Origin of the sequence: Micromonospora sp. NPDC047074, from assembly GCF_040643815.1 — a bacterium.
In the GTDB taxonomy this organism is placed as follows: domain Bacteria; phylum Actinomycetota; class Actinomycetes; order Mycobacteriales; family Micromonosporaceae; genus Micromonospora.
Genome location: NZ_JBEYVB010000032.1, coordinates 1 through 25,756 on the forward strand (window position 1 = coordinate 1; position 25,756 = coordinate 25,756).

Here is a 25,756-nt window from a genome sequence, read left to right on the forward strand (position 1 = left end):
CGTGCCGCGCGCCGCCCCGCCATGCCGCGCGCCGCCCCGCCATGCCGCGCGCCGCCCCGCCATGCCGCGCGCCGCCCCGCCATGCCGCCGCCGCCATCCCCCCCGTGCCGCGCGCCACAGCCGGCTTCCGGTCCCTTGGGACCGCGACCACCAACGGGCGGATGCGGCGGCCCGTGCAGGCCAGTCGCGGGGCCGGTGGTCGCACAGACGGGGCAGCTCGACACTGTTCCCGGGACGACTCCTGCCGCCGAGAATCGCCGAACTGCCAACCATCGCCCGCCGCGACCACCGCGCTGGACGGACGGTCAGCGCAGGCCGGTGAGGACCTTCTCGTACCTGGCGCGGTCCGCGGCGGGCGTCCTGGCCTCCAGGTAGTTGAGCACCACGCTGCCCCGCCGGAACGACTGGCCACCCCAGGTCTCGGCGATGTCGCCGGCACTGGACTCGTCTGGGAAGACGTACACGGTGACGGCGTCGGTCACGACCAGCTCCGAGCAGCCCAGGCCGAGCCCGTCGGGGCCGCAGTCGACCGACCGGTCCCGGGGGTTGGGCACCTTCAACCCGGCGGCCCGGAACGCGTCGACGACCTGTCGCGCGCCCGGCGTCCCCGTCGGCCGGGCGGGCAGCTGCACCGGTGCCGGGTCGGCGGGCCGGCGTTCGGTCTTCCCGCCCCCGCCCGGTGCCGCCGGGCTCGAACCGGCCGGCGGGGCCGGCTGCGGGCCGGTGGGCGGCACCGGCTGACCGGGCGCACCCGTCGGGCTCGACGGGGCCACCCCGGCCGGGGTCGACGCCGCGGCGGCCGGTGGCGCGCCGCGTGGCGGGTCTGCGGCGTCGTCGCCGCAGGCGGCGGTGAGGGCGGCGGCGAGCACGAGCACCGCGACGGCGGGCAGACTGCGGTTGGTCACCCTGGCAGTCTGCCCAACCGGGGCACGTCCTGGCAGGGGCCGCTCGGCCAGTGCAGTTGTCCCGTTTCCGCCAACCCGTCCGGCCACCCGGGCAGATACGATTCCGACCCCGTCGACGAGGGAGCCGAGGATGACCGGAGTGACAGTCCGGCCGGCGCGGCCCGAGGACCGCGCCGCCGTGTGGATCTCGCTGACCACCGACTACGGGCTGGCCGACGGATTCGTCGCCGCCTGCCACGGCGTGATCGCGCGGCTCGCACCGGAGGCCCGGGTGATCGACGTGACCCACCTCGTCCCGCCGGCCGACGTCCGCCGGGGCGCGGCGGTGCTCGCGCAGACCGTGCCGCACCTGCCGGAGGGGGTGCACGTGGCCGTCGTCGACCCCGGCGTCGGCACGGCCCGCCGGGGCGTCGCCCTGGCCACGCCGCACGGGCTGCTGGTGGGGCCGGACAACGGTCTGCTGATCGACGCCGCCGAGGCGCTGGGCGGGGTCACCGCGGCCGTCGAGCTGACCGATCCGGACTGGCTCGCGCCCGAGGTGTCCCGCACGTTCCACGGCCGGGACGTCTTCGCGCCGGTGGCCGCGCGGCTGGCGCTCGGCGCGCCGCTGGCCGGGGCCGGTCCGGCGGTCGACCCGGACTCCCTGGCGCGGCTGCCGGCGCCGGTGGTCCGGCGGGAGGCGGACGGGTTCACCGCCGAGGTGGTGACGGTCGACCACTTCGGGAACGTGCAACTGGCCGCCCCGGCCGGTCTGCTGGCGTCGCTGCCCGCCCGGCTCCGGGTGCGGGCGGGCGCCACGGCCGGGGCCGGGCGGGAGGCCACCCACGGGCGTACCTTCGGCGACGCGGCACCGGGCGCGCTGGTGGTGCACGCGGACTCGGCCGACCGGGTCGCCGTGGCGGTCAACGGCGGCCGGGCGGTCGACGTGCTCGCGGTGGCACCGGGCGACCTGCTGCGGGTCGCGGCCGGCTGACCGCCGGGCCGGCAGGCGCCGGCCCGGCCGAGACACCCGTCAGCAGATCGTCACCGCGCCGCCGTAGACCGCCGAGATGTACGCGTGACTGACGTACTGGCCGCCGGCGAGGCGGTTCCACCGGTTGGTGGTCCGGTACGGCCCGGCGACGGTCTCCCCGGTCACGTAGCACTCGATCGGCACGTTGGCGTACCGGGCGGCCAGCCCGCGCACCGCGTACCCCGTGCCGGCGCCGGCCCGGATGTTGAGCGGCCCGTCGCCGACCACGCCGCGCGGGCCGGTGCCGGACCACAGGTACGCCACGTCCACCCAGGCATTGGTGGTGAGCTGCAACCCGTCCCAGAAGGTGCCGTCGGCGAGGTCGATGCCGGCCGGGTTCAGCACCACCCGACCGAACTGGTCCCGCCCACCGTGGTAGCCGTCCTGGTAGGCCGCCTGCGCCTGCGGCCGGCCCCGGGGCAGGTCCTTCCAGTTCTCCCGGACGGCGCTGAGGTTCCAGTAGTCGTCCCGGGTGTTCCACGGGCCGACGTCCCAGACGGGGGCGTACGCGCAGCGGCTGCCGGTGGTGGTGCAGACCTGGGCGGTGTAGTCGCCGGTGTTCGCCGGGGCCAGGCCACGCCGGGAGGGCAGCGCGACGAAGTGGTCCCGGGGCACGATGGTGTGCCCGTTGGCGGTCACCTCGCCGACCAGGCCGATCCGGGTCGCGTACACCCGGTAGGTGAGGCCGGGCGTGGCGGCGGCGACGGCGGCGGCGGTGTCGGCGGTGAGCCGCACGGCGCGCACCTCGGCGGTGACGCCCGGCCGGCTCGTGGTGAGCACCACCCGGGCCTGCACCCGGGTGACCGGCCGGTCGAAGACCGCCGCGCCGGTGGCCTCGCGCCACTCGGTCCAGCCGTTCGCCCGCCAGCCCCGCACCTGGGCCTCGGCCGTGGTGCCGGCGGCGACGCGGGCGTCGACGGCGGCGCGGACCCGGGTGGCGGGCCGGGTCAGCACGCGCGGTGCCGCGACGAGCATCCCCTCGGCGACCGCGCCCCGGTGCGCGCGGGCCGGTGCGGGACGGGGATCGGCCAGCCGGAGGCTGGCTCCGGTGTGCCGGACGTTGACGTCGTCGGCGTCGACGCGGGACAGGTCGGTGGTCCACTGCTCGCCGCCGCGGGCAGCGAACGCGGGATTCGGGACGGGCAGGAGGGCGAGGGTGAGGATGACGGTCAGGGCGACGGTACGGACACGACGATGAGGCAGATTCATGGGCATTCTCCTCAGAACTTCTCGATCGTGCCCTTTTCAGTAGATCGACAGGAACCTCCCTCCAAATAGCGACACATGCGAATTCGGCTCGAACGAGGGAGGATGGCCGGGTGCCCGAAGGCGACACCGTCTGGAACACCGCCCGCGTGCTGCACCGCGCCCTGGCGGGCGCCCGCCTGTCCGGCAGCGACTTCCGCGTGCCGCGGCTCGCCACGACCGACCTCACCGGCTGGACCGTGCGGGAGTCCACCAGCCGGGGCAAGCACCTGCTGCTCCGCCTCACCGCCCCGCCGGACGGCCCGGCCCGGGCTGCGGACACTGCACCGCCGGACGGCGACGGGACGCGCTGGACGCTGCACTCGCACCTGCGGATGGACGGTGCCTGGCGGGCGTACGCGCCGGGGGAACGCTGGACGGGCGGGCCGGCGCACCTGATCCGGGTGGTGCTGCGCAGCCCAGGGACGGTCGCCGTCGGTTACCACCTGCACGAGCTGGCGCTGGTGCCGACCGGCGAGGAGGACTCGCTGGTCGGCCACCTCGGCCCCGACCCGCTCGGCGCGGACTGGGACCCGGCGGAGGCGACCCGCCGGCTGGCCGCCCACCCGGACGCCACCATCGCCGAGGCGCTGCTGGACCAGCGCAACCTGGCCGGCGTCGGCAACGTGTACGCGTGCGAGCTGCTCTTTCTGCGCGGGCATTCGCCGTGGACGCCGGTGCACGCGGTGCCGGACCTCGCCGGCACGGTGGCCCTGGCGCGGAAGCTGCTCGTGGCGAACCGGGGCCGGTGGACGCGGAGCACCACCGGATCCCTGCACCGGGGGCAGACCAGTTACGTCTACGGCCGGCGTGCCCAGCCCTGCCGCCGGTGCGGCACCGCGATCCGCAAGGCGGAGCTGGGCGAGCGGGTCACCTACTGGTGCCCGACCTGCCAGCCGGAACGCCCCGCCGGCTGACCCGGGCCCCCGCGTGTCGGGCGGGACACTCCGGCGCGGCGGCACCCAGTCGCGTGCCCGCCGCAACTTGGGACGATTGGGTACTTCCTAACCCCGCCGTCGAGGTCGCATGCTGCGGTTGACTCCTCACGCATCGTCAGCGAAGCGCGACCCGGCCGGCACGCCGCCGTGGCGGCCGTCGCGCCCCGGCCACCGGGGAGAGCCATGGATCTGTTCCGCAGACTCCGGAGCCCGTGGGCGGAACGGGCGAACGCCCGTACCCGCGAGGGCGGCACCGACCGGCCCCCGGCGGCGGCCGTCCCGGCGGCCCGGCGCGTGGACGAACCGCTCGTCGCGCCGGCCAGCCTCGACCCGGCCGCCGTCCCGCGCAGCTTCGGGCCGGTGCCGAACCAGGCGCGCAGCCCGCTGCCGGTCGTCGACGCCGACGGCTCGGTGGTGCCCGGCACCGGCATCCGCAAGTTCGTCGACGCGCTGCCCGGCCTCGGCACGACCGGCCGCACCGAGTTGGGCGGCCACCTGCCGGTGGCGGTGCCGGACACCATCAGCTACCCGGGGTGCGACTACTACGAGATCGGCCTGGAGCAGTACGCGCAGCGGCTGCACCGGGACCTGCCGGCCACCCGGCTGCGCGGTTACCGGCAGCTCAACCTCGGCACGGACACCTTCGGGCACAACACCGTCGTGCCGGCGGGACGGCCCTGGCACCTCGGCCCGGTCGTCCTGGCCCGGCGGGGCCGGCCGGTCCGGATCAAGTTCATCAACCAGCTCCCCACGGGCCGGGCCGGGGAGCTCTTCCTGCCGGTCGACCCGACCGTCGACGGCGCGGGAGCCGGCCCGCTCGACGGTCCGGCCCCGTACCCGCAGAACCGGGCGGTGCTGCGCCTGGCGGGTGCGCACACCGGCTGGATCAGCGCCGGAAACCCCTGGCAGTGGGTGACCCCGGCGGGCGAGATCACCCCGTACCCGACGGGGGTGGGCCTGACCCACGTCCCCGACATGCCGCCGCCCGGCGCCGGCGCCACCACGCTGTACTACCCGAACGAGCAGAGCGGGCGGCTGTGCTGGTTCCACGACAACACGGTCGGCATGGCCCGGCTCACCGTCTACTCCGGGCAGCTCGCGCTCTATCTGCTCACCGACCCGGCCGAGGATCGGCTCGTCGCCGACGGGGTGTTCCCCGCCGACCAGCTGCCCCTGGTGATCGAGGACAAGACCTTCGTGCCGGACGACACGCAGCTCGCCGGGGAGGATCCGACCTGGGACCGGGACCGCTGGGGTGCCCGGGGCAGCCTCTGGCACCCGCACGTCTACCAGCCCCGGCAGAACCCGTACCGGGCCGACGGGTCGAACCCGACCGGGCGGTGGGACTACGGCCCGTGGTCGCGTACGGCCGACGAGACCGGGCCGCCGGAGCACGCCGGGTCACCCCGGCAGGCGGGCCCCGTGCCGAACCCGCACCACGACCCGGTCGCCGCGCCCGACGAGCCGCCGCTCGCGCCCGGCGTCCCGCACCCCTCGGCGGTGCCCGACGCGTTCGGCGACACCATGCTGGTCAACGGGGTGGCGTACCCGTACCTGGAGGTCGAGCCGAGGACGTACCGGTTCCGGATCCTCAACGCCTGCCTGGACCGCTGCCTCAACCTCCAGCTCTACCGGGCCCGCTCCGACGGCCCGATGTGGGACCCGGACGGCGGGCCGGCCGACGCCGACGCCGGCGAGGTGCCGATGGTGGAGGCGGTCCGCGCGCCGGGCCTGCCGGCCGGCTGGCCGACGGACGGGCGCGAGGGCGGGGTCCCGGACCCGGGCGCCGCCGGCCCGGAGATGATCCAGGTCGGCAACGAGTGCGGCCTGCTCCCCGCGCCGGTGGTCGTGCCGAACCGGCCGGTGGCCTACCGGTACGACCGCCGCGACCCGACCGTGCTCAACGTCGACTCGCACGCGCTGCTGCTCGCCCCCGGCGAGGCGGCCGACGTGCTGGTGGACTTCTCCGCCGTACCGCCCGGCGGCACCCTGATCCTCTACAACGACTGCCCGGCCCCGCTGCCCGGCTTCGACCCGCGCGCCGACCAGCATGGCGGTGCCCCGGACCGCACCGCCGAGGGTGGCGCCCCGCCGACCCGCCCCGGGTACGGGCCGAACACCCGCACCCTGCTCCAGTTCCGGGTCGCCGGCACCCCGGCGCCCCCGTACGACGTCGCCAGGCTGCGCGAGCGCCTGCCCGACGCGTACGCGGCCAGCCAGCCCCCGCCGGTCGTGCCGCAGCCGGCGTACGACCCGTCGTTCGGCGGCCGGACCACCCGCGAGACGGTGGTCCCGGTGCACGCCGGCACGGTCAGCTTCGTCCCGGCCGGCGCGACCGCCCCGGTGGACCTCCCGCTCCAGGTCAAGGCGGTGCAGCAGGTCTTCGAACCGGAGCACGGCCGGCTCGTCGGCCGGCTGGGGGTGGGGCACCCGCACGCCGGGCCGCTCTCCCCCGCCACCCTGCCGCTCGGCCCTACCGACCCGGCCACCGAGGTGCTGCACGTCGGCGATCCGGCCGTCGCGGTGGGCGGGCCCGCCGACGGCACCCAGGTCTGGCGGATCCGCGGCAACAGCCGGCAGACCCACCCGGTGCGCTTCGCCGGCTGTGACGTGCAGTTGGTCAACCGGGTGGGCTGGGACGGCACCATCCGCCCGCCGCACGCCGCCGAGCAGGGCTGGAAGCAGGTGATCCGGGTCAACCCACGGGAGGACGTGATCGTCGCGCTGCGGCCCGTCGCCCCGCCCCTGCCGTTCAAGATCGGCGACAGCGTACGCCTGCTCGACCCGACGCGACCGGCGGGCGCCCGGACCGGCTCGACCCCGGTCAGCCCGGTGGACGGCCGCCCGGCGGTGGTGGTGAACCAGCTCGTCAACCTCGGCTGGGAGTACCACTGGCACAGCCAGCTCGCGGGCCACCGGGACCAGGGCATGACCCGGCCGCTGGTGCTGCGGGTCTCGCCCAGGGCGCCGACGGGGTTGACCACGACCCCGGTCCCGGGCTCGGCCACCGCCCTGCCGGCCATCGCGCTGACCTGGACGGGCAACGGCAGCCGCCCGCCGGCCACCAGCCACCGGCTCCAGCGGGCCGCCGACGCCGCCTTCACGCAGGGGCTCACGGAGATCACCGTGGCGGCGACGGCGACCCGCTACACCGACGCCACGGTCACCCCCGGGGTGACCTACCACTACCGGATCCGGGCGGAGAACGCGGTCAGCTGCTCCACGTGGTCCAACAGCTCGCCGGCCTCGGTGCGGCTCGCCGCGCCGGCCGGGCTGACCGCGGCGATCCCCCCGGCCGCGCCGCTGCGGATCGCGCTGCGCTGGGCCAACCGTTCCTTCGCCACCGGGATCGACGTGCAGCGGGCCACCAACCCGACGTTCAGCAGCGGACCGGGCACCACCGCGATCGGGGTCGGCGACAACCACGTCGACGACGCGATCGCCCCCGACACCACCTACTACTACCGGGTGCGCACCACCTATCTCGGTGCCGCGTCGGCGTGGTCGACGGTGGCCCAGGCGACCACCCCGCCGGCGCCGGGCCCGCCCACCGGGGTGACCGCCACCGCGACGGCACCCGGGCCGGACACGGCGACGGTGATCCTCGGCTGGGCGGCGAGCGTTCCGGCCGGGCCGGGCGCCGGGTTCATCGTGCAGCGGGCCCTGGACCCGGCGTTCAGCCGGGAGGTGGCCACGTTCACCGTCACCGGCCGCGGCTTCACCAACACCGGCCTGGCGCGCGGCGTGACCTACCACTACCGGATCCGGTCGTTCAACGTCGTCGGCAGCTCCCCGTTCACCGGCCCGGTGCCGGTCAGCACACCGCCGTGAGCGGGCGAGCTGGACGGCCCGAGATCAGGGAACACGCGGCGCGGCGCCGACGCCGCGCAGCTCGGCCAGCGCCGAGGCGACCCCGTGCAGCAGGTCGGTCGCCTCGGTGAGGCGGGTCGCGGCCGGATGCTCGCCGTCGGGGCGGGCCTCCCCGGCGACGTAACCGGCGGCGGCCACGACCAGCCGTTCGTACGCGGCGACGCCCTCCTCCAGTTGCCCGGTCAGGGCCCGGTGCGCCTCCGCGAGCCCCGGCCGGGCCTCGGGCTGGGCGAGCCGCGCCGCGCGTTCGACGCTGGCCACCCGGTCGGCGAGATCACGTAGTGACCGGTCGGCCGCGCCGGCCTCCAGCAGGGCCGGCTCGGCCAGCCCGGTCAGCCGCCCGGCCATCCCGGCCAGGGTGAGGGAGGCCCGGTCCAGCCGGGCCCACGGGCCGGCGGCGGTGGTGCCGCGCAACGCCACCCGGGAGCGCACCCGGCGGACCTCGGCCAGCACGCCGGGGCCGGCGGGCAGCCGCTCCACGGCGGCGACCAGCCTGGCGCGGGACCGCGCGGCGGCCTCGGCCGGATCGGGCGGCGGCGGTGCCGGCTGGGCGGCCAGCGCCCGCAGATCGACCCAGCGCCAGGCCGCGAGCACCAGTGCCCCGCCCGCACCGGCCGCCCAGGCAGCGTCGGGCAGCCCGAGGCCGGCGTACGGGGTCAGCACGGCGGCGGCGCCGCCCAAACCGCCGGCGGTGACGCTCCACCGGCGGGCGGACCGCCGCAGCCAGTTCAGCCGCCGGAAGTACCGCGTGCGCTCGTCTGCCACCTCTGCCTCCTCGACCCGCTGCCGCTCAGCCGGCGGCCGTGGTGTCCCCGGTGCCACGCTCCCGGCCCATGCTGGCCCGGAGCTCGTCAAGCCGGGCGGCGGCGGCCGGGTCGGCGGCCGGCCCGGCGGGCTGTGCGTTGTCGACGGCCGGTCGTTCCTGCTTGCCGCCGAGCTGCTCGCCGGCCATGCTCGACCGGATCTGCTCCAGCCGGGACGAGGCGGCCGAGTCGAGGGTCGCCTTCTGGATCTCCAACATGCGGCCCTCGACGGAGTTGCCGGCCAGCTCGGCGCGGCCCATCGCCGTGGCGTAGCGCTGCTCGATCCGGTCGCGCACCTCGTCGAGCGAGGGCGTGTTGGCGGGCGCGGTCAGCGCCGACATCGACTCCAGCGAGCGGGCCACGCTCTCCTGCATCTTGGCCTGCTCCAGCTGGCTGAGCAGCTTGGTGCGCTCGGCGAGCTTCTGCTGGAGGATCATCGAGTTGTTCTCGACCGCCCGTCGGGCCTGGGCGGCGGCGCCGAGCGCCTGGTCGTGCAGGGTCTTCAGGTCCTCCATGGCCTGCTCGGCGGAGACCAGTTGGGTGGCCAGCGTCTGCGCGGACTGCTCGTAGCGGCCGGCCTCGGCCTCGTCGCCCCGGCCCCGGGCCTGGTCGGACAGGACCAGGGCCTGGCGCGCATTGGCCTGCAACCGCTCGACCTCGGACATCTGCCGGGACAGCTTCATCTCCAGCTGCCGCTGGTTGCCGATCACGGCGGCGGCCTGCTGGACGAGCGCCTGGTGCTGGCGCTGAGCCTCCTCGATCGCCTGCTGGATCTGCACCTTGGGATCGGCGTGCTCGTCGATCCTGGCGCCGAAGAGCGCCATCAGGTACTTCCATCCCTTGACGAACGGGTTCGCCATCTCTGCGTTGTCCCCTCAGTTGCGTCGCTCCGCCTGGCCGTGCCGGATGCGCCCGGCCGGCTCCGGCGCGGCAGTGGCTCCATCGTCCCAGCCGGACGCCAGCGGGGCATCCGTACCGGCGAGCGAAGCGAGCGCCGACGCCGTCCGCGATCAAGGGTACGCGGCGCCGTCGAGGCCGACCATGTGACGAGTAAGGGGCGGGCGGGACGCCGGACCGGACACGATCCGGCCCGCCCCGGCCGGGCGGACGAACTCAGGCGGCGCAGACCACGTCGCGCTCGCTCCCGCGGACCCGGGAACTGCGCAGGGTGGCCTTGAGCGGCGAATCCTGACGGACCTGGACGGCGACCTTGCCGTCCGAGCTGACCTGGTGGACGCCCCGGCCCGCGCTGCGGCGCACGGCGACGGGAGCGGCGTCGACCGGCTCGTCCTGCACGGGCACCAGCACGCCGGGCATCTGCTCGGCAAGGGCGACGGTGTCGCTGACCTCGCGCAGCAGCTCGGACAGTCGCGCGCCGAGAGCGTCACAGATCGCCGCCAGCAGCTCGCTGGACGGCTCCTTCTGGCCGCGCTCGATCTCGGAGAGGTAGCCGAGGCTGACGTTGGCGGCGGAGGAGACCTCCCGCAGGGTGCGGTGCTGCCCCTGCCGGCGCGCCCGCAGTGCGTCACCGATCACGCGGCGTAGCAGGACCATTCGCACCTCCCCTGAGGGACACCACTCGCTCGCGCGGCCGCCCGACACCGTACCGGGCCGCTCGACGGAGCCTTCCCGCAACCGTACCCGTTGCGGGCTCCCGCGACATCCCACCCCGCCCCTCGGATCGCGGAAGACCGCTCAACGCCGCCCCGCGCCGGCCGGGTCGGCCGGCCGGCCGTCCGCCTCGCCCGCGGCCGTGTCGTCGAGCCGCTCGGCGAGCAGCCGCAGCGCCTCGCGGACCGTGACGGCGCGGATGTGGTCGCGGCCGCCGTCGAGGTCGAGCTGCCGGACGCGGCTGCCGGACGGCCCGGCCACCGCCACGTAGACCAGCCCGACCGGCTTGCCGTCCTGCGGTTCCGGGCCGGCCACCCCGGTCGTGGCCAGGCCCCAGTCGGCCCCGCAGCGTCGCCGCCCGCCGTCGGCGAGGGCCACCGCCACGTCCGGGTCGACCGGCCCACGGGCGGCCAGCAACTCCTCCGGTACGTCGGCCAGCCACGACTTCAGCTCGGTGGCGTAGACCACCAGGCCGCCCCGGAACACCCCGCTGACCCCGGCGATCTCCACGATCGAGGCGGCCAGCAGGCCGCCGGTCAGCGACTCGACGGTGGCCAGGGTCTCGTGCCGCTCCGCGAGGCGGTGCACCACGCCGGCGGCCGGGCTGCCCGCCGGCCGTGCTGCCTCGGTGTCACTGTCCATGTCCCGGATCCTTTCCCCCGTCGCGGCGGCGCTACCCATCCTTCCCGACGGGGTGTGCGCGGGCGGGCACGGGCACGGATCAGCGGGTGGGGCGGCGCAGCCGGACGGCCTGGGCGACGTAGTCGAAGCCGGTCGCCACGGTGACGCCCACCGCGGCGGCCATGATCCACGGGCCGACGGCGGCGAGCGCGGCCGGCATCGGCCACAGGTACCACGTGATGGCCAGGATCTGGAGAGCGGTCTTGATCTTTCCGCCCCGGCTGGCCGCGATCACGCCGTGCCGGATCACCCAGAAGCGCAGCGCGGTGATGCCCAGTTCGCGGACGAGGATCACGGCGGTCACCCACCAGGGCAGCCGGTCGTACCAGGAGAGCAACAGCAGCGCGGCACCGGTGAGCGCCTTGTCGGCGATCGGGTCGGCGACCTTGCCCACCGAGGTGACCAGGGCGAACCGGCGGGCGATCCAGCCGTCCACGAGGTCGGTCGCCGAGGCGACGGCGAAGACGAGGCAGGCGACCATCTGCCAGCCGGCGTGGGTCATCGCCGAGATGACCACGGACACCGCGAAGACCGGCACCAGGACCAGCCGCAACGCGGTGAGCGCGTTGGCCGCGTTCAGCACGGGCACGTGAGCCACCACCGGGGCGGCCGAGGAATCCGTCGTCCCGGTCACCGCCGCGCCCCGCTCCGGCCGCCGTGGCGTCCCCGGCACCCCACCACGTGGCTCCCCCGCTCCGTCCGGGCCCGCCGTCACCGTGTCGCGCCGGGCGCAGCCGAGATCATCTCATCCGGGACCGCGACCAGGTCCACTCCCTCGGTGCTGGTTACCGTCGCCCGCACCAGGTCACCCGGACGCAGCGCGGCCAGGTCCACCCCGCCACCGACGGGGGCGACCAGGGTGGTCGAGCCGTCGACCTCGGGGGCCTGGTGGGCCGCCCGCCCCTCGACCACGCCGTCGTCGACCGAGTCGACAAGCACCTCGACCGTGGAGCCCAGGCGCTCCTCGGCACGCTGCGAGCAGAGCTCGTCGGCGAGCGCGCTGAGCTTGTCGTAGCGACGCTTGACCGTGGCGGCGGAGAGCTTGCCGGGCAGGCCGGCGGCCTCGGTGCCGTCCTCGTCGCTGTAGTCGAACACGCCGATGGCGTCGAGCCGCGCCTCGGTCAGGAAGCGGACCAGCTCCTGGTAGTCGGCGCGGGTCTCGCCGGGGAAACCGACGATGAAGTTGCTCCGCGCGCCCGCCTCGGGAGCCAGCGCCCGGGCGCCGGCCAGCAGCTCCAGGAAACGGTCGGTGGAGCCGAAGCGGCGCATCCGGCGCAGCACCGGCTCGCTGGAGTGCTGGAACGACAGGTCGAAGTAGGGTGCCACGCCGGGCGTGGTGGCGATCGCCTCGACGAGGCCGGGCCGGGTCTCGGCGGGCTGGAGGTAGCTGGCCCGCACCCGGACGATGCCGTCGATCGCGGCGAGCTGCGGCAGGAGCTTCTCCAGCGCCCGGGGATCGCCCAGGTCCTTGCCGTAGGAGGTCGAGTTCTCGCTGACCAGCACCAGCTCGCGGACGCCGGTCTTGGCCAGCCACTCCGCCTCGGCGAGCAGCTCGTCCGGCGTACGGGAGACGAAGGCGCCGCGGAAGGCGGGGATGGCGCAGAACGCGCAGCGCCGGTCGCAGCCGCTGGCGAGCTTGAGCGAGGCGACCGGGCCGGTGTCGAGCCGGCGGCGCAGCACCTGGCGCAGGTGGGCCGGGGTGTGCTCGTCGGTGTCGGTGACGCTCCGGGTGGGGGTGCCGTGGCCGGGCAGCGACACCGCGCTGTCCCGCCGGGCGACCGGGGTGAGCGGCAGCAGCTCGCGCCGGTCGCGCGGGGTGTGCGCCCCGATCCGCTCGCCGGCGACCACCGCGTCCAGCCGGGCCGCGATCTCCGGGTAGTCGTCGAAGCTCAGCACCGCCTGCGCCTCGGGAAGGCTGTCGGCCAGCTCGCGGCCGTAGCGCTCGGCCATGCAGCCGGCGGCGACGACCTTGGCACCGGTGTCGGCGGCGGCCAGCAGGGTCTGGATCGAGTCCTGCTTCGCCTTCTCCACGAAGCCGCACGTGTTCACGACCACCACGTCGGCGCCCTCGCCGTCGGTGGTGACCTGCCAGCCGTCGGCGTGCAGCCGGGCGGCCAGCTCCTCCGAGTCGACCTCGTTGCGGGCACAGCCCAGGGTCAGCAGGGCGACGCGGCGGCCGTCGGACGCCGGCTCCGGGTCGCGACGCGGCACGGGGTGCGCCGAGCTGGAGTTGTCGAGGGGGGAGGTGGCAGACACCATCCGAGGGTACCGGGCGGGCGGGCGGCGGCCGTCAACGGCGGGCCGCCCGCATCGGCCGGCTCACACTCCCCGTCGCCGCGGTCGGCTCAGAGCGCCGCGGCACCGACCCTGACCAGGCGGTCGAGCAGGAAGACCTCCGTGCCGGCCAGGCCGGTGGAGCAGAAGACCGAGATCTGGTCCGCGCCGGTCCGGCCGGGAACCGCCCCGGCCAGGACCGCGCCCAGGTCATGCAGCCGTCCGGCGTACGGGGGCAGCGTCGCCAGCATCGGCGGGTCGTACGCCCCGGCCTGGGCCGGCGAGTCGGTGGCCAGCAGGTCGGCGGCGGCCAGCAGGTCGGCGCCGAACTCGTGCCGGTCGACCTGCTTGAAACCGACCGCGTTGACGTGCGTGCCGGGGGCCAGGTCGGCGGCGTCCAGCACGGGGGTGACGGCGCTGGTGGCGAGCACCACGACGTCGCGGCCCCGGACGGCGGCCCGCGCCGAGTCCACCGCCCGCGCCGGCACGCCCAGCTCGGCACGGACCCGGGCGGCGAACGCCTCCCGCCGGGCGGTGGAGCGGCTGTGCACGGTGACCTCGCGCAGCGGGCGGACGGCGGCGGCGGCCCAGACCTGGGTCCACGCCTGCCCACCCGAGCCGACCACGCCCAGGGTGGCGGCGTCCGGCCGGGCCAGGGCGTCCACGGCGACCCCGCCCAGCCCGCCCGTGCGCCGGGAGCCCAGCTCCTCGCCGACCGCCACCGCCCGCACCGCCCCGGTACGCCCGTCGTGCAGCACCACCACCTGCTCGCTCTCCGGGTGCCCGAAGGTGTCGTACGAGCGGAAGCCGTACCACTCGCCGGTGAGGTGGCCGGCGGTGAGCACCATCCGCCCCCCGCCCAGCAAGGCGGCGGCCCGGGGCGGTGCCACCAGGCGACCGGCGTACGCGGCGAGCAGGGCGTCCCGCATCGCCGCCACCGTGGTGGGGGCGTCCAGCGCGGCGGCTACCTCGGGATCGGAGAAGAGCAGCGGCATACGCTCCATACTGCAAGTTGAAGCGAGGTTCAGGTCAAGAGCAAGATGAGCCTGGTCTCCCCTGGTCGCGCCCGGGGCGGTGCTAGGGTCGGTCGTGGCGGCCGGCGGTCGCCCCGGACGAGTGGTGGGCGTACCCGGTCAGGCCAAGACGCCCCGCGTGACATGCCGACTCGTCCCGGCCCCGGTGGTCCGGGCACTACCGCAGAGGTGTTCCGCCATGGCCTGGATCGTGCTGGTGATCTCCGGAATCCTGGAAACCGCGTGGGCGATCGCCCTCGACCGCAGCGCCGGCTTCACCCGGCTCGGGCCGTCCGTGGTCTTCGTGGTGACCCTGGTGCTCAGCATGGCCGGCCTGGCGTACGCACTGCGCGAGATCCCGGTCGGCACCGGCTACGCCGTCTGGGTCGGCATCGGCGCGGTCGGCACCGCCCTGGTCGGGATGTTCGCGCTGGGCGAGTCGGCCAGCCTGCCCCGGATCGCCTGCCTCTTCCTGGTGGTCGCCGGCGTCGTCGGCCTCAAGTTCTACCACTGACCGTCGCCACCCCGGTCAGGCGTGACGGACGACCACAGTGGGTAGACCTCTGGCAGGCACCGGAAGGCTCTCACCCACGGAGGCAGCAATGGCCAACATGCACTCGACCGCCCGCCCGCGCACCAACGCCGCCCGCATCTGCACGATCCTGGGCTTCGTCTTCGCGGTCCTCGCGCTCCTGCTCAACCCGCTCGTCTTCGGCGTGATCGGGCTGGTCCTGGGCATCGTCGGCGCCGTGCTGGGCGACAAGCCGCTCGGCTGGTACGCCGCCGCCGCCAACGTGGCCGCCATCATCCTCAGCCTGCTGATCGTCAGCGCGATCGTCAACAGCTGACCGCCGCTCACCCGTCAGCGGAGAAGGGCCCGCCGGTGCGCCGGCGGGCCCTCGCGCATGCCGGTGGAGGTCACTCGCGGGTGCCGGTGGAGGTCACTCGTCCCCGCCGCGCAGGCCGACCAGGACCTCCTCCAGCTCGTCCGGCTTGACCAGCACGTCGCGCGCCTTGGAGCCCTCGGACGGGCCGACCACGCCCCGGGTCTCCATGAGGTCCATCAGGCGGCCCGCCTTGGCGAAGCCGACCCGCAGCTTGCGCTGGAGCATCGAGGTCGAGCCGAACTGCGAGGTGACCACCAGCTCGACCGCCTGGACGAGCAGGTCGAGGTCGTCGCCGATCTCCTCGTCGATCTTCTTCTTGCCGCTGTCGGGCGCGACGAGCACGTCCGGGCGGAACTCCGGCTCGCGCTGGTTCTTGCAGAACTTGACCACGTCGGCGATCTCGCGCTCGGTCACCCAGGCGCCCTGGATCCGGATCGGCTTCGAGGCGCCCATCGGCAGGAACAGGCCGTCGCCGCGGCCGAGCAGCTTCTCCGCGCCCGGCTGGTCGAGGATGACCCGGGAGTCGGCCAGCGACGAGGTGGCGAACGCCAGCCGGGACGGCACGTTCGCCTTGATCAGGCCGGTGACCACGTCGACCGAGGGGCGCTGGGTGGCCAGCACCAGGTGGATGCCGGCCGCGCGGGCGAGCTGGGTGATCCGGACGACCGAGTCCTCCACGTCGCGCGGGGCGACCATCATCAGGTCGGCCAACTCGTCCACGATCACCAGCAGGTACGGGTACGGACGCATCTCCCGCTCGCTGCCGGGCGGGGCCTTGATCTCGCCGTTGCGCACCTTGCGGTTGAAGTCGTCGATGTGCCGGACCCCGTTGGCGGCGAGGTCGTCGTAGCGCATGTCCATCTCGCGGACGACCCACTCCAGCGAGTCGGCCGCCTTCTTGGCGTTGGTCACGATGGGGGTGACCAGGTGCGGAATGCCCTCGTAGCCGGTCATCTCGACCCGCTTCGGGTCGATCAGCAGCAGCCGGACCTCGTCCGGGGTGGCCCGGGTGAGGATGGACACCAGCAGCGAGTTCAGGCAGGACGACTTGCCCGCGCCGGTCGCGCCGGCGATCAGGATGTGCGGCATCTTGGCGAGGTTGGCCACCACGTAGCCGCCCTCGATGTCCTTGCCGAGCGCCACCACCATCGGGTGGTGGTCGCTGGTGGCGACCCGCGACCGCAGCACGTCGCCGAGCGCCACGTTCTCCGGGTCGGTGTTCGGGATCTCCACGCCGACCGCGCTCTTGCCCGGGATCGGGCTGAGGATCCGCACGTCGGGCGACTTGACCGCGTAGGCGATGTTGCGGGAGAGCTGGGTGATCCGCTCGACCTTGACGCCCGGGCCCAGCTCCACCTCGTAGCGGGTGACGGTCGGCCCCCGGGTGAAGCCGGTGACGGCGGCGTCCACACCGAACTGCTCGAAGACGCCGGTGAGCGCGACGATCACCTCGTCGTTGGCCCGGCTCCGGGACTTGGGCGCCGCCCCGCTGCCGAGCATGTTGGCCGGCGGCAGCATGTAGTCGCCGGTCAGCGCGAGCTGCTCGGCCCGGGTCGGGGCGGGCGAGTGCTCCGGCGGCTCGGCGGCCTTGCGGCTGGCCGGAACCCTGCTCGGGGGTTTGCGGGGCAGCACGAGGGTGTCCTGGAGGTCCACCCCGTCGAGGTCGTCGTCGAAGTCCTCCGGGTCGGGCGGCGGCGGTGCCGCCCGCTTCGCCGGGCGCCTGCGGGCCGGCTTGGCGGGCGCCTCGTCGGCCTCCTCGACGACCGGCACGACGATCCGCGTGCCGATCAGCAGGCCGAGCCGCTCGGGGACCTTGTTGATGGGCGTCGCGGTGACCACCAGCAGGCCGAAGAGCAGCAGCAGGATCAGCAGCGGCACGGCCACCCAGGCGGTGACCGCCCGCTCCAGCAGGCTGCCGACGCCCGCGCCGACCAGCCCGCCGGCGAAGTCACGCTGGCCCGCGTCGGCCGGATCCTGTCCGATGTGCAGCATCGCGGCGGTGGCGACGAGCATCGAGCTCCAGCCGACCAGCCCTCGGCCCCGGTGCTCCGGATCGGCGGGTTCGCGCATCAGCCGCCAGGCGCCGATCATCAGCAGCACCGGCACCACGATCGCGATCGCGCCGAGGAAGAGTCGGAAGGTGTCGGCCAGCCGGGCACCGACCGGGCCGGCACCGGAGAACCAGAGGGCCACCGCGCTGAGCAGGGCGAGGCCGAAGACCAGCAGCCCGGCGCCGTCGCGGCGGTGCTCCGGCTCGAGCCCTCGCGCCGAGCCGGCCTGCCGGAACGCCCAGCCGACGCCGTGTGCCAGCCCCATCCACAGCGCGCTGGCCGCCTGCCCGACGAGCATCGCCGGGCCCGGGCGGGCCGCCGTCCGGCGGCGGGGCGTCGCGCGGGCGGCCTTCTTCGCCGGCTGGCGGGCACGACTGTTCGTGCTGCCACGCGGCGACGCGCCGCGCCGCCGGCTCGCCTGAGAGGTACGGCCCGCCATAGCATCAACCTAGTGGCGTGACCGGCAGATCGCCGCCTTCCGGGTCGTGTCCGCGTGTCGCAGCGCGGGCCCCGCCGCGTCACGTGATATCCGCCTCAGAAGGGATGCCCCCATGCCCTCGCCGGGAACCGAGGACAGTCGGGACAGCCTCCTGGCCGGGCCCCCGGGGGCGCTGGCACCGCTGACCGGCGAGCTGATCGCCGCCGTGCTGCGCGCCCGCGGCTACCGGGTCGAGGCAGACGCCGACGGCGACCTGGTCGGCCGCTGGGACGACAGCCTGATCTGGTTCCTGCGGCCGGGCGCCGCCGGTGAGCTGCTCCAGGTCCGCACCCTGACCGCGCAGACGTTTCCGATCGAGTACGTGCCGGCGCTGCACGCCTTCTGCAACGCGTGGAACCACGACCGGCTCTGGCCGAAGGCGTTCGTGCACGTCGAGGACGACGGGCGGGCCCGGGTCTGCGGCGAGGTCATCACCGACCTGGAACGCGGCGTGACCCCGCACCAGCTCGACCAGTTGCTCGACTGCGGCATCGCCACCGGCTGCCAGCTCGCCACCGAGGTGGCCCGGCTGCCGGGCGGGGTGGTGGCGTGACGGGCCCCGGCGGGGAGCCGGGCGGTCGCGGGCTGGACCCGTTCGGGTCGCCCGGCTGGTGGAGCGGGCTGCGGCGCGGTGGCCGACGACCCGACCCCGCGCTGGCCGAGGCCCTCGCCGACGCCTGCGACACCCCGGACGGCGAGGCCCGCGGCACGGAACTGGAACGGATCGCCGCGCACGCCGACGCCGCGGGCGACGACCGGACGGCGGTGGCGGCCCGGTTCGCGCTGATCGAGTCGTGCCTGTCGCACGGCCAGCGGTGGCGGCTGGTCGAGCCGGTGCGCCGCTGCCTCGCCGCCGTGGACCGGCGCCCCGACCTGCTGCCCGGGCCGCAGGCCGAGCTGCTGCGGCGCTACCAGCGCTACGCGGTGGAGGCCCTGCCCGGCTCCCCACGGGTCGGGCTGGACCAGGCCCGTTCCCTGCTGGACGACCTCGCCGCCCGGGCGGCCGTCGACGATCCGGTGGTCGCGGAGCTGCGCTGCCGCATCGCCGACCACCTCGGCGACGAGCCCACCGCCCGGCGGTGGTACGACCGCTGGTCGCCGGCCGACCCGGGGCCGGCCGGCGGCTGCCCGGGCTGCGCGCCGGCCCGCCGGGCGGAACTGCTCGCCGGGTGGGGTGACCACCGGGCCGCGCTGGCCGCCCTGCGGGACGCGCCGGGCGACCCGGTCGACTGCACCGAGCAGCCGGAGCGGTCCCTGGTCGCCGGGCTGCTGCCCTGGCTGCGGGCCGGGGAGCCGGAGCGGGCGGCCGAGGCGCACGTGCGGGCGTACCGCCGGCACCGGCAGGAGCTGGCCGCCTTCCCGTACCTCGCCACACATCTGCGGTGGTGCGCGCTGGCCGGGCACCCCGCCCGGGGCCTGGACGTCCTCGCCGAGCAACTGCCCCGGCTGGACCAGCCACCGGACGATCTGTCCGCGATGGAGTTCGCCGCCGCGGGGGCACTGGTCTGCGCCCTCGCCGCCCGGGCGGGGCTCGGCGGGCGGACGCTGCACCGTCGGGCGTACGGCGTGCGGCCCGCCGCCGAACTCGACGTGGCGACGCTCGGGGCCACTCTGCTCGGCGTGGCCACGGCGCTGGCCGGCAGCTTCGACGCCCGCAACGGCACCGGCCACCAGTCCGGCCGGATCGCGTCCTGGCTGGCCGAGCGGCCGGTCGCCGCACCGGTGCCGCTGCCCCCTGACGACGCGCCGGACGACGCCGACGACCCGCCCGACGAGGCCACGGCGGACGGGGAGCCGCGCCCGCTGAGCCTGGAAATGATCACCGATGCCCTGGACCGGCGCGGGGACCGGTACGCCGTGGACGGCGGTGACACCGTGGTGGGCCGGTGGGGCGAGGCGCTGGTCCAGTTCCGGCGGGCCGGCGAGCGGGGCGAGATCCTCCAAGCCCGGTCCGTGGCGAGCCGCCGGCTGCCGGCCGACCGGGTCGCGGAGGCGTACGCGTTCTGCAACGCCTGGAACCACGACCGGCTGCTGCCGAAGGCGTACGTCCGCGACCTGGGGGGCGAGCTGGTGCTGGCCGGCGACATCGCCACCGACCTGGCGCACGGGGTGGCCCCCGCCCAGCTGACGGTCCTGCTCGACGCGGCCGTCGACACCGGCGTCGCGTACGCCGAGGCGGTGGCCGCGCTGCCCTGACCCTGCGGGCCGCCGAACGGCGACGCCCGCCGGCACACGGCGTGCGGGCGGGCGTCGCGGTGGCGCGGGTCAGACCTCGACGACGGTCGGGACGATCATGGGTCGACGCCGGTACGCGTCGTTCACCCACCGCCCGACGGTGCGCCGGACGATCTGCTGGAGCTGGTGCGGGTCGGTGATGCCGTCGGAGGCCGCCCGGTTCAGGGCCTCGGTGACCAGGGGGATCACCGGGTTGAACGCCTCCGGGTCCTCGGAGAAGCCCTTCGCCGACAGGGTCGGGCCGGCCACCACCTTGCCGGTCACCGAGTCGACCACCACGGTGGTGGCGATGAACCCGCCGTCGCCGAGGATCCGGCGTTCCGTGAGCAGCGACTCGCTGACGTCGCCGACGGCGAGACCGTCGACGTAGACGTAGCGGCTCTTCACGTGACCGACCAGGCTGGCCCGGCCCTCGACGAGGTCGACGACGTCGCCGTCCTCGCAGAGCACCACCCGGTCGGGGGCGACGCCGGACTCGATGCCGAGCCGGGCGTGCGCGCGCAGGTGCCGCCACTCGCCGTGCACCGGCATCAGGTTGCTCGGGCGCACCACGTTGAGCAGGTAGAGCAGCTCGCCGGCGGGGGCGTGACCGGAGACGTGCACCTTGGCCACGTCCTTGTGCACCACCACGGCACCGGCCCGGGCCAGCCGGTTGATCACCCGGTAGACCGAGGTCTCGTTGCCGGGCACCAGCGACGAGGCGAGCACCACCGTGTCGCCGGGGGCGATGGTGATGTGCCGGTGGTCGCCGCTGGCCATCCGGCCCAGGGCGCTCATCGGCTCGCCCTGGGAGCCGGTGGACATCAGCACGATCTGCTCGGGCGGCATGTTCGTCGCCTCTTCCAGCCCGACGACCAGCCCGGCCGGGATGTTGAGCAGCCCCAGGTCGCGGGCGATGCCCATGTTGCGGACCATGGACCGGCCGATCAGGGCGACCTTGCGGCCGTGCTCACCGGCGGAGTCGAAGACCTGCTGCACCCGGTGCACGTGCGACGCGAACGACGCGACGATGATCCGGCCCTTGGCCTTCGCGAAGATCGAGTCGAGCACCGGCCCGATCTCCCGCTCCGGGGTGACGAACCCGGGGATCTCGGCGTTGGTGGAGTCCGAGAGCAGCAGGTCCACGCCCTCGGCGCCGAGCCGGGCGAACCCGGCCAGGTCGGTGATCCGGCCGTCCAGCGGGAGCTGGTCCATCTTGAAGTCGCCGGTGTGCAGCACCAGGCCGGCCGGGGTGCGGATGGCCACCGCCAGCGCGTCGGGGATCGAGTGGTTCACCGCGAAGAACTCGCACTCGAACGGGCCGAGACGTTCCCGGCCGCCCTCCCGCACGGTCAACGTGTACGGCTGGATCCGCCGCTCGGCGAGCTTCGCCTCGACCAGGGCGAGGGTGAACTGCGAGCCGACCAGCGGGATGTCCGGCTTGTGCGCGAGCAGGTAGGGCACCGCGCCGATGTGGTCCTCGTGGCCGTGGGTGAGCACGATCGCCTGGACGTCGTCGAGGCGGTCCAGGATCGGCCCGAAGTCGGGCAGGATCAGGTCGACCCCGGGCTGCTCCACGTCGGGGAAGAGGACCCCGCAGTCGACCACCAGCAGCTTGCCGTCGTACTCGAAGACGGTCATGTTGCGGCCGATGGCGCCGAGCCCGCCGAGCGGGATGATCCGCAGCCCGCCCTCCGGCAGCGGTGGGGGTAGTTCCGCCTCGATGTGCGCCTCGGTCACGCGTCCACCTCATTCTGCGACGCCGTCACTCGGCGTCCGTCGTGTCGTTCGGTCATTCGGGAAGTTCCAGGCCCGCCGCCGCGCAGTCCGCGCGGAGCTGGGCGATCTCGTCGTCGGTCGCGTCGACCAGCGGCGGGCGCACCGGCCCGGCGGGAATCCCGGCCGCCGCCAGGCCCGCCTTCACCAGGATCACGCCCTGGGTACGGAAGATGCCGGTGAACAGCGGCAGCAGCCGCCGGTGCAGGCGCAACGCGGTAGCGGTGTCCCCCGCGTCGTACGCCTCGATCAGCTGCTTGGTGAGCGCGCCGGTGAAGTGGGTCGAGGTGCCGACCACGCCGACGGCGCCCACGGCGAGCGCGGGCAGGGTGAGCGCGTCCTCGCCGGTGTAGAAGGCGAGGTTCGTCCGGCTGGTGACCCAACTGGTGGCGGTGAGGTCGCCCTTGGCGTCCTTCACCGCGACGATCCGGCCGTGCTCGGCCAGGCGCACCATCGTCTCGGTCTCGATCGGCACCCCCGCCCGGTGCGGGATGTCGTAGAGCATCACCGGCAGGCCGCTGGCGTCCGCGACGGCGGTGAAGTGCCGCAGCAGGCCGCTCTGCGGCGGCTTGTTGTAGTAGGGGGTGACCACGAGCAGGCCGTGCGCGCCGGCCTTCTCGGCGGCGGCGGCCAGCTCGATGGTGTGCCGGGTGTCGTTGGTGCCCACCCCGGCCACGACCTTTGCGCGGTCACCGACGGCCTCCACCACGGCCCGGATCAGCCGCTCCTTCTCCGCGTCGGTGGTGGTCGGCGACTCGCCGGTGGTGCCGTTGACCACCAGCGCGTCGTTGCCCTGCTCGTCGACCAGGTAGCTGGCGAGCCGCCCCGCGCCGTCGAGGTCAAGCGAACCGTCGGCGGTGAACGGGGTCACCATGGCGGTGAGCACTCGCCCGAAGGGGCGGGACACCGCCCGGGCGGGGGTGTCTGGGTGGTCGTGCGTCATCCCACCAACCTAGCGGACGACCACCGGCACCCCGCCGGGGAAGCCCTCAGAGTCACTCGGCGTGCGGGCTGCTCGCCACCTCGGTGCCGTCCGGCAGGGTCGAGATGGCGAAGTCGGCGAAGACGTTCGGCGCGACGCCCTGGAGCTGCCGCAGGCACTCGACCGCCAGCTCACGGATCTCCACGTCGGCGTGCTCGGTCGCCCGCATGGCGATGAAGTGCCGCCAGGCCCGGTAGTTGCCGGTCACCACGATCCGCGTCTCGGTGGCGTTGGGCAGCACCGCGCGGGCCGCCTGCCGCGCCTGCTTGCGCCGCAGTGTGGCGTTCTCCACGTCGGCGAAGCGCCGCTCCAACCCCTCCAGCAGCTCGTTGTACGCCCGGACGCTCGCCTCGGCCGCCTCCACGAACTTCTTGTGCAGCTCCGGGTCGTCGGCGATCACGGCGGGCTCGACCATCGCGGCGTCGCGCTCCGGCACGTACCGCTGCGAGAGCTGGGAGTACGAGAAGTGCCGGTGCCGGATCAGCTCGTGGGTGAACGAGCGGGACACCCCGCTGAAGTAGAAGCTGACCGAGCCGTGCTCCAGCACACTCAGGTGACCGACCTCCAGGATGTGCGCGAGGTATCCCGCGTTGGTGGCGGTGGCCGGGTTCGGCTTCTTCCAACTCTGGTAGCAGGCCCGGCCGGCGAACTCGGCGAGCGCCTGGCCGCCCTCGGCGTCGGTCGACCACGGCACGTCGTCGGGAGCCTCGAAGTGGGTCCACGCGACGAGCTTGACCTGGGGCAGCACCATCTCCGGCATTCCTGGGACTGTAGTGGCCCGGTGGTCCCGGGGGAAATTTGACCAGCGGGCCAAACGGGTCGTTGAGCTGCGAATTGCGGACAGCCACCGGCTCACCTGATCGGCGCGTGGCCAAGATCTCGGCGCACTCGGCCCGCCCGTGCAGCGGCCCCCGCCACGGTGGCCGGGCGCCCCGCCCCGGGGCCGGGCGGGCCGGGCCGGAAAGCTACTCGCCGCGCTGTCGAGCTGCCCCACCAATGAGGGCAGGCCCGTCCGAGCGGTCTCGCCGGGCGCGCCCACGGGTGGTCCCATGGACGGGGCAGCTCGACAGCGACGACAAGCCATCCCCGCACCGCCGGACCACCCACGCACCGCGCGGCCGAGGACGGGCGCGGTCAGACGTAGAGGGAGGTGAACGGGGCCCAGGGAAGGTTGCGCACCACCGAGAAGGCCAGCCAGCCGACCAGGAAGACACCGATCACCCGGGAGCTGACCCGCAGCTCGGGCAGCCGCCAGCCGAACGCCTGCCGGCCCGCCCAGGCGACGAAGAGATAGGCCAGGAAGGGCAGCGCGAAGACGAAGAGGAAGTGGTGCCGGGCGGCGGCCGGCAGGTCACCGTGCAGCACGTACCAGAGCGCGCGGGTGCCGCCGCAGCCCGGGCAGTCCAGCCCCGTGGTCAGCTTCAGCAGGCAGGTCGGCGCGGCGTCCGGCGCCGAGCGGGTGGGGTCGCTGATCAGCGCGTAGCCGATGCCCGCGGCGACGCAGCCGAGCGCGGCCAGCGGCACCACCCAGCGCGGCGAGCGCTCGTAGAGCCGGACGACGAAGCGGGTGAGCCGGTCCGGCTCGGGAACCGGGTATGGCGGCACCGGACAGGGCGGCGCGGGGTGGGGCGGGGCCTGACCCGCCGCCCCGTCCAGGGACGGGGCGTCGACCCCGCCGGCCTGCGGATGCGGCTGGGGGGCCGGTCCGTCAACGCTCGTCACGCCGCTCACCGTACACCCGCCACGCCCACCAGCGCGGCGGCCAGCGGGGCCGCCAGGTCGCCGGCGGTGGGCGGCGCCACCGCGTCCAGGCCCAGCCAGCCGGCGAGGCGGTGCAGCTCGGTGGCGAGCGCCAGCGCGGTCTCGCCCTGGTCGACGCCCGGCTCGGCCCAGGCGGCGGGCACCAGCAGCACGCCGGCCTTCCGGTCGGCCTTCAGGTCGACCCGGGCGGTGAACCGCTCCCCCTGCAGGAAGGGCAGCACGTAGTAGCCGTGGACCCGCTGCGGCGCCGGCACGTAGATCTCGATCCGGTAGCTGAACTCGAAGAGCCGCTCGGCGCGGGCCCGCTCCCAGACCAGCGGGTCGAACGGGCTGACCAGGGTGTTGCCGCGCACCCAGCGGGGCAACCGCGCCCCGGCGTGCAGCCAGGCCGGCCGCTGCCAGCCCTGCACGGCGACCGGCAGCAGCTCGCCCGCCTCGACCAGCTCGGCGATGGCCTGCCGGGCGCCGGCCACCGGCAGCCGGAAGTAGTCGCGCAGCTCCGGCTCGGCGGCCACCCCGAGCGACCGTGCGGCGATCCCCATCAGTGCCCGGTGTGCCTCGGCGTCGGTCGGCGTGGGCGCGTCGAGCACGGCGGCCGGCAGCACCCGCTCCGGCAGGTCGTAGCGGCGGGCGAACGACGTGGTGCGCTCGGCGGCGGTGACCTCCCCCGCCCAGAACAGGAACTCCAGCGCCCGTTTCACCGCCGACCAGTTCCAGCCCCAGTTGCCGGTCTCCCGGGGCGCGTCGTGCTCGATCTCGGCGGCCGTCAGGGGGCCCCGGGCGGCCACCTCGTCGCGCACCCAGGCGACCAGGCCGGGCTGCTCCTCGGCGATCCGCCGCATCCCGCCCCAGGAATCCGAGCGGGACCGGGCCATCCGCCAGCGCAGCACCGGGTGCAGCCCGACGGGCACCAGCGACGCCTCGTGGCCCCAGTATTCGAACAGCTCCCGTGGCGCGCGGTAGGCGGCGGTGTCGAGCAGGGTGGTCGGATAGGGCCCGAGCCGGCTGTAGAGCGGCAGGTAGTGCGCCCGCTGCAGCACGTTCACCGAATCCATCTGGATCAGACCGACCCGGTCGAGCACGCGACGCAGGTGGCGGCGGGTGGGCACGCCGGTAGGCGCGGGGTCGGCGAAGCCCTGGGCGGCGAGCGCCACCCGGCGGGCCTGGGCGAGCGAGAGCGATTCCGGTGCGGTCATCGTCGGGCACCCTAGTTGATGGGTACGACGCCGGTGCGGACGCTGGACCGATCGCCCGC

General features: G+C 75.1%; 22 protein-coding genes and 1 riboswitch. Of the genes, 7 read left to right on the forward strand and 15 right to left on the reverse strand.

Translation table 11 applies throughout. The annotated features are described in order from the left end of the window. Nucleotides 1-305: 305 nt before the first annotated feature. Entirely contained in the window at nt 306-905 is a 600-nt protein-coding gene (locus ABZ809_RS26480) for a hypothetical protein (RefSeq protein WP_357565309.1), read from the reverse strand. A gap of 130 nt (nt 906-1,035) precedes the next feature. On the opposite strand from ABZ809_RS26480, the gene ABZ809_RS26485 reads away from it, so the two are divergent. After that, nucleotides 1,036-1,878: an SAM-dependent chlorinase/fluorinase gene (locus tag ABZ809_RS26485; protein WP_357565310.1), complete on the forward strand. Its 843-nt coding sequence runs from the start codon at nt 1,036-1,038 to the stop codon at nt 1,876-1,878. A gap of 39 nt (nt 1,879-1,917) precedes the next feature. On the opposite strand, the gene ABZ809_RS26490 is transcribed toward ABZ809_RS26485, so the two are convergent. Further along, entirely contained in the window at nt 1,918-3,126 is a 1,209-nt protein-coding gene (locus tag ABZ809_RS26490) for a hypothetical protein (RefSeq protein ID WP_357565311.1), read from the reverse strand. A gap of 110 nt (nt 3,127-3,236) precedes the next feature. On the opposite strand from ABZ809_RS26490, the gene ABZ809_RS26495 reads away from it, so the two are divergent. Further along, nucleotides 3,237-4,079: a zinc finger domain-containing protein gene (locus ABZ809_RS26495; protein ID WP_357565312.1), complete on the forward strand. Its 843-nt coding sequence runs from the start codon at nt 3,237-3,239 to the stop codon at nt 4,077-4,079. 204 nt (nt 4,080-4,283) lie between these two features. Further along, a complete protein-coding gene (locus tag ABZ809_RS26500) occupies nt 4,284-7,931 on the forward strand; it encodes a hypothetical protein (protein ID WP_357565313.1) in 3,648 nt (1,215 codons plus the stop codon). A gap of 24 nt (nt 7,932-7,955) precedes the next feature. Here the strand turns inward: ABZ809_RS26500 and ABZ809_RS26505 are convergent, their stop codons facing one another. From ABZ809_RS26505 to ABZ809_RS26535, 7 genes are all read right to left on the reverse strand, one after another. Continuing rightward, nucleotides 7,956-8,735: a hypothetical protein gene (locus ABZ809_RS26505; RefSeq protein WP_357565314.1), complete on the reverse strand. Its 780-nt coding sequence runs from the start codon at nt 8,733-8,735 to the stop codon at nt 7,956-7,958. 25 nt (nt 8,736-8,760) lie between these two features. Then, on the reverse strand, nt 8,761-9,633 hold the full coding sequence (locus tag ABZ809_RS26510) for a PspA/IM30 family protein (RefSeq protein WP_357565315.1): 873 nt from the start codon (nt 9,631-9,633) through the stop codon (nt 8,761-8,763). Between the two features lie 253 nt (nt 9,634-9,886). Further along, nucleotides 9,887-10,327 (reverse strand): helix-turn-helix transcriptional regulator, encoded by a 441-nt coding sequence (locus tag ABZ809_RS26515; RefSeq protein WP_357565316.1) that lies wholly within the window; start codon nt 10,325-10,327, stop codon nt 9,887-9,889. A 141-nt stretch (nt 10,328-10,468) separates the two neighbouring features. Then, on the reverse strand, nt 10,469-11,026 hold the full coding sequence (locus tag ABZ809_RS26520; RefSeq protein WP_357565317.1) for a CinA family protein: 558 nt from the start codon (nt 11,024-11,026) through the stop codon (nt 10,469-10,471). Nucleotides 11,027-11,105: 79 nt separating this feature from the next. Beyond that, entirely contained in the window at nt 11,106-11,663 is a 558-nt protein-coding gene (gene pgsA, locus ABZ809_RS26525; protein WP_357565371.1) for a CDP-diacylglycerol--glycerol-3-phosphate 3-phosphatidyltransferase, read from the reverse strand. 113 nt (nt 11,664-11,776) lie between these two features. Continuing rightward, nucleotides 11,777-13,324, reverse strand: coding sequence for a 30S ribosomal protein S12 methylthiotransferase RimO (gene rimO, locus ABZ809_RS26530; RefSeq protein WP_357565318.1), 1,548 nt, complete (start codon nt 13,322-13,324; stop codon nt 11,777-11,779). A gap of 86 nt (nt 13,325-13,410) precedes the next feature. Continuing rightward, nucleotides 13,411-14,334, reverse strand: a complete 924-nt coding sequence (locus ABZ809_RS26535) for an ornithine cyclodeaminase family protein (RefSeq protein WP_357565372.1) — start codon at nt 14,332-14,334, stop codon at nt 13,411-13,413. 92 nt (nt 14,335-14,426) lie between these two features. Beyond that, nucleotides 14,427-14,492, forward strand: a riboswitch (guanidine-III (ykkC-III) riboswitch). A 59-nt stretch (nt 14,493-14,551) separates the two neighbouring features. Between ABZ809_RS26535 and ABZ809_RS26540 the strand changes: the two genes are divergently transcribed. Then, nucleotides 14,552-14,866 (forward strand): SMR family transporter, encoded by a 315-nt coding sequence (locus ABZ809_RS26540; RefSeq protein WP_357565319.1) that lies wholly within the window; start codon nt 14,552-14,554, stop codon nt 14,864-14,866. A gap of 88 nt (nt 14,867-14,954) precedes the next feature. Continuing rightward, nucleotides 14,955-15,200 (forward strand): hypothetical protein, encoded by a 246-nt coding sequence (locus tag ABZ809_RS26545; RefSeq protein ID WP_357565320.1) that lies wholly within the window; start codon nt 14,955-14,957, stop codon nt 15,198-15,200. A 93-nt stretch (nt 15,201-15,293) separates the two neighbouring features. Here ABZ809_RS26545 and ABZ809_RS26550 read toward each other — a convergent pair whose 3' ends face one another. Beyond that, the gene (locus tag ABZ809_RS26550; protein WP_357565321.1) at nt 15,294-17,729 is read right to left on the reverse strand and encodes a DNA translocase FtsK 4TM domain-containing protein; all 2,436 of its coding nucleotides are present in this window, start codon (nt 17,727-17,729) and stop codon (nt 15,294-15,296) included. Nucleotides 17,730-17,841: 112 nt separating this feature from the next. Here ABZ809_RS26550 and ABZ809_RS26555 point away from each other — a divergent pair, with 112 nt between their 5' ends. After that, nucleotides 17,842-18,321: a YbjN domain-containing protein gene (locus ABZ809_RS26555; RefSeq protein WP_357565322.1), complete on the forward strand. Its 480-nt coding sequence runs from the start codon at nt 17,842-17,844 to the stop codon at nt 18,319-18,321. Continuing rightward, nucleotides 18,318-19,964: a YbjN domain-containing protein gene (locus ABZ809_RS26560; protein ID WP_357565323.1), complete on the forward strand. Its 1,647-nt coding sequence runs from the start codon at nt 18,318-18,320 to the stop codon at nt 19,962-19,964. The genes ABZ809_RS26555 and ABZ809_RS26560 overlap by 4 nt, the downstream gene beginning before the upstream one ends. Before the next feature lie 69 nt (nt 19,965-20,033). Here ABZ809_RS26560 and ABZ809_RS26565 read toward each other — a convergent pair whose 3' ends face one another. The 5 genes from ABZ809_RS26565 to ABZ809_RS26585 form a co-directional block, all read right to left on the reverse strand. Next, nucleotides 20,034-21,722, reverse strand: coding sequence for a ribonuclease J (locus ABZ809_RS26565; protein WP_357565324.1), 1,689 nt, complete (start codon nt 21,720-21,722; stop codon nt 20,034-20,036). Between the two features lie 52 nt (nt 21,723-21,774). Next, on the reverse strand, nt 21,775-22,701 hold the full coding sequence (gene dapA, locus ABZ809_RS26570; RefSeq protein WP_357565325.1) for a 4-hydroxy-tetrahydrodipicolinate synthase: 927 nt from the start codon (nt 22,699-22,701) through the stop codon (nt 21,775-21,777). A 52-nt stretch (nt 22,702-22,753) separates the two neighbouring features. Beyond that, nucleotides 22,754-23,491, reverse strand: coding sequence for an FAD-dependent thymidylate synthase (gene thyX, locus ABZ809_RS26575; RefSeq protein WP_357565373.1), 738 nt, complete (start codon nt 23,489-23,491; stop codon nt 22,754-22,756). Nucleotides 23,492-23,874: 383 nt separating this feature from the next. Beyond that, nucleotides 23,875-24,396, reverse strand: a complete 522-nt coding sequence (locus ABZ809_RS26580; RefSeq protein WP_357565374.1) for a DUF2752 domain-containing protein — start codon at nt 24,394-24,396, stop codon at nt 23,875-23,877. Nucleotides 24,397-24,467: 71 nt separating this feature from the next. Beyond that, nucleotides 24,468-25,697 (reverse strand): crosslink repair DNA glycosylase YcaQ family protein, encoded by a 1,230-nt coding sequence (locus tag ABZ809_RS26585; RefSeq protein WP_357565326.1) that lies wholly within the window; start codon nt 25,695-25,697, stop codon nt 24,468-24,470. Nucleotides 25,698-25,756: the final 59 nt, after the last annotated feature.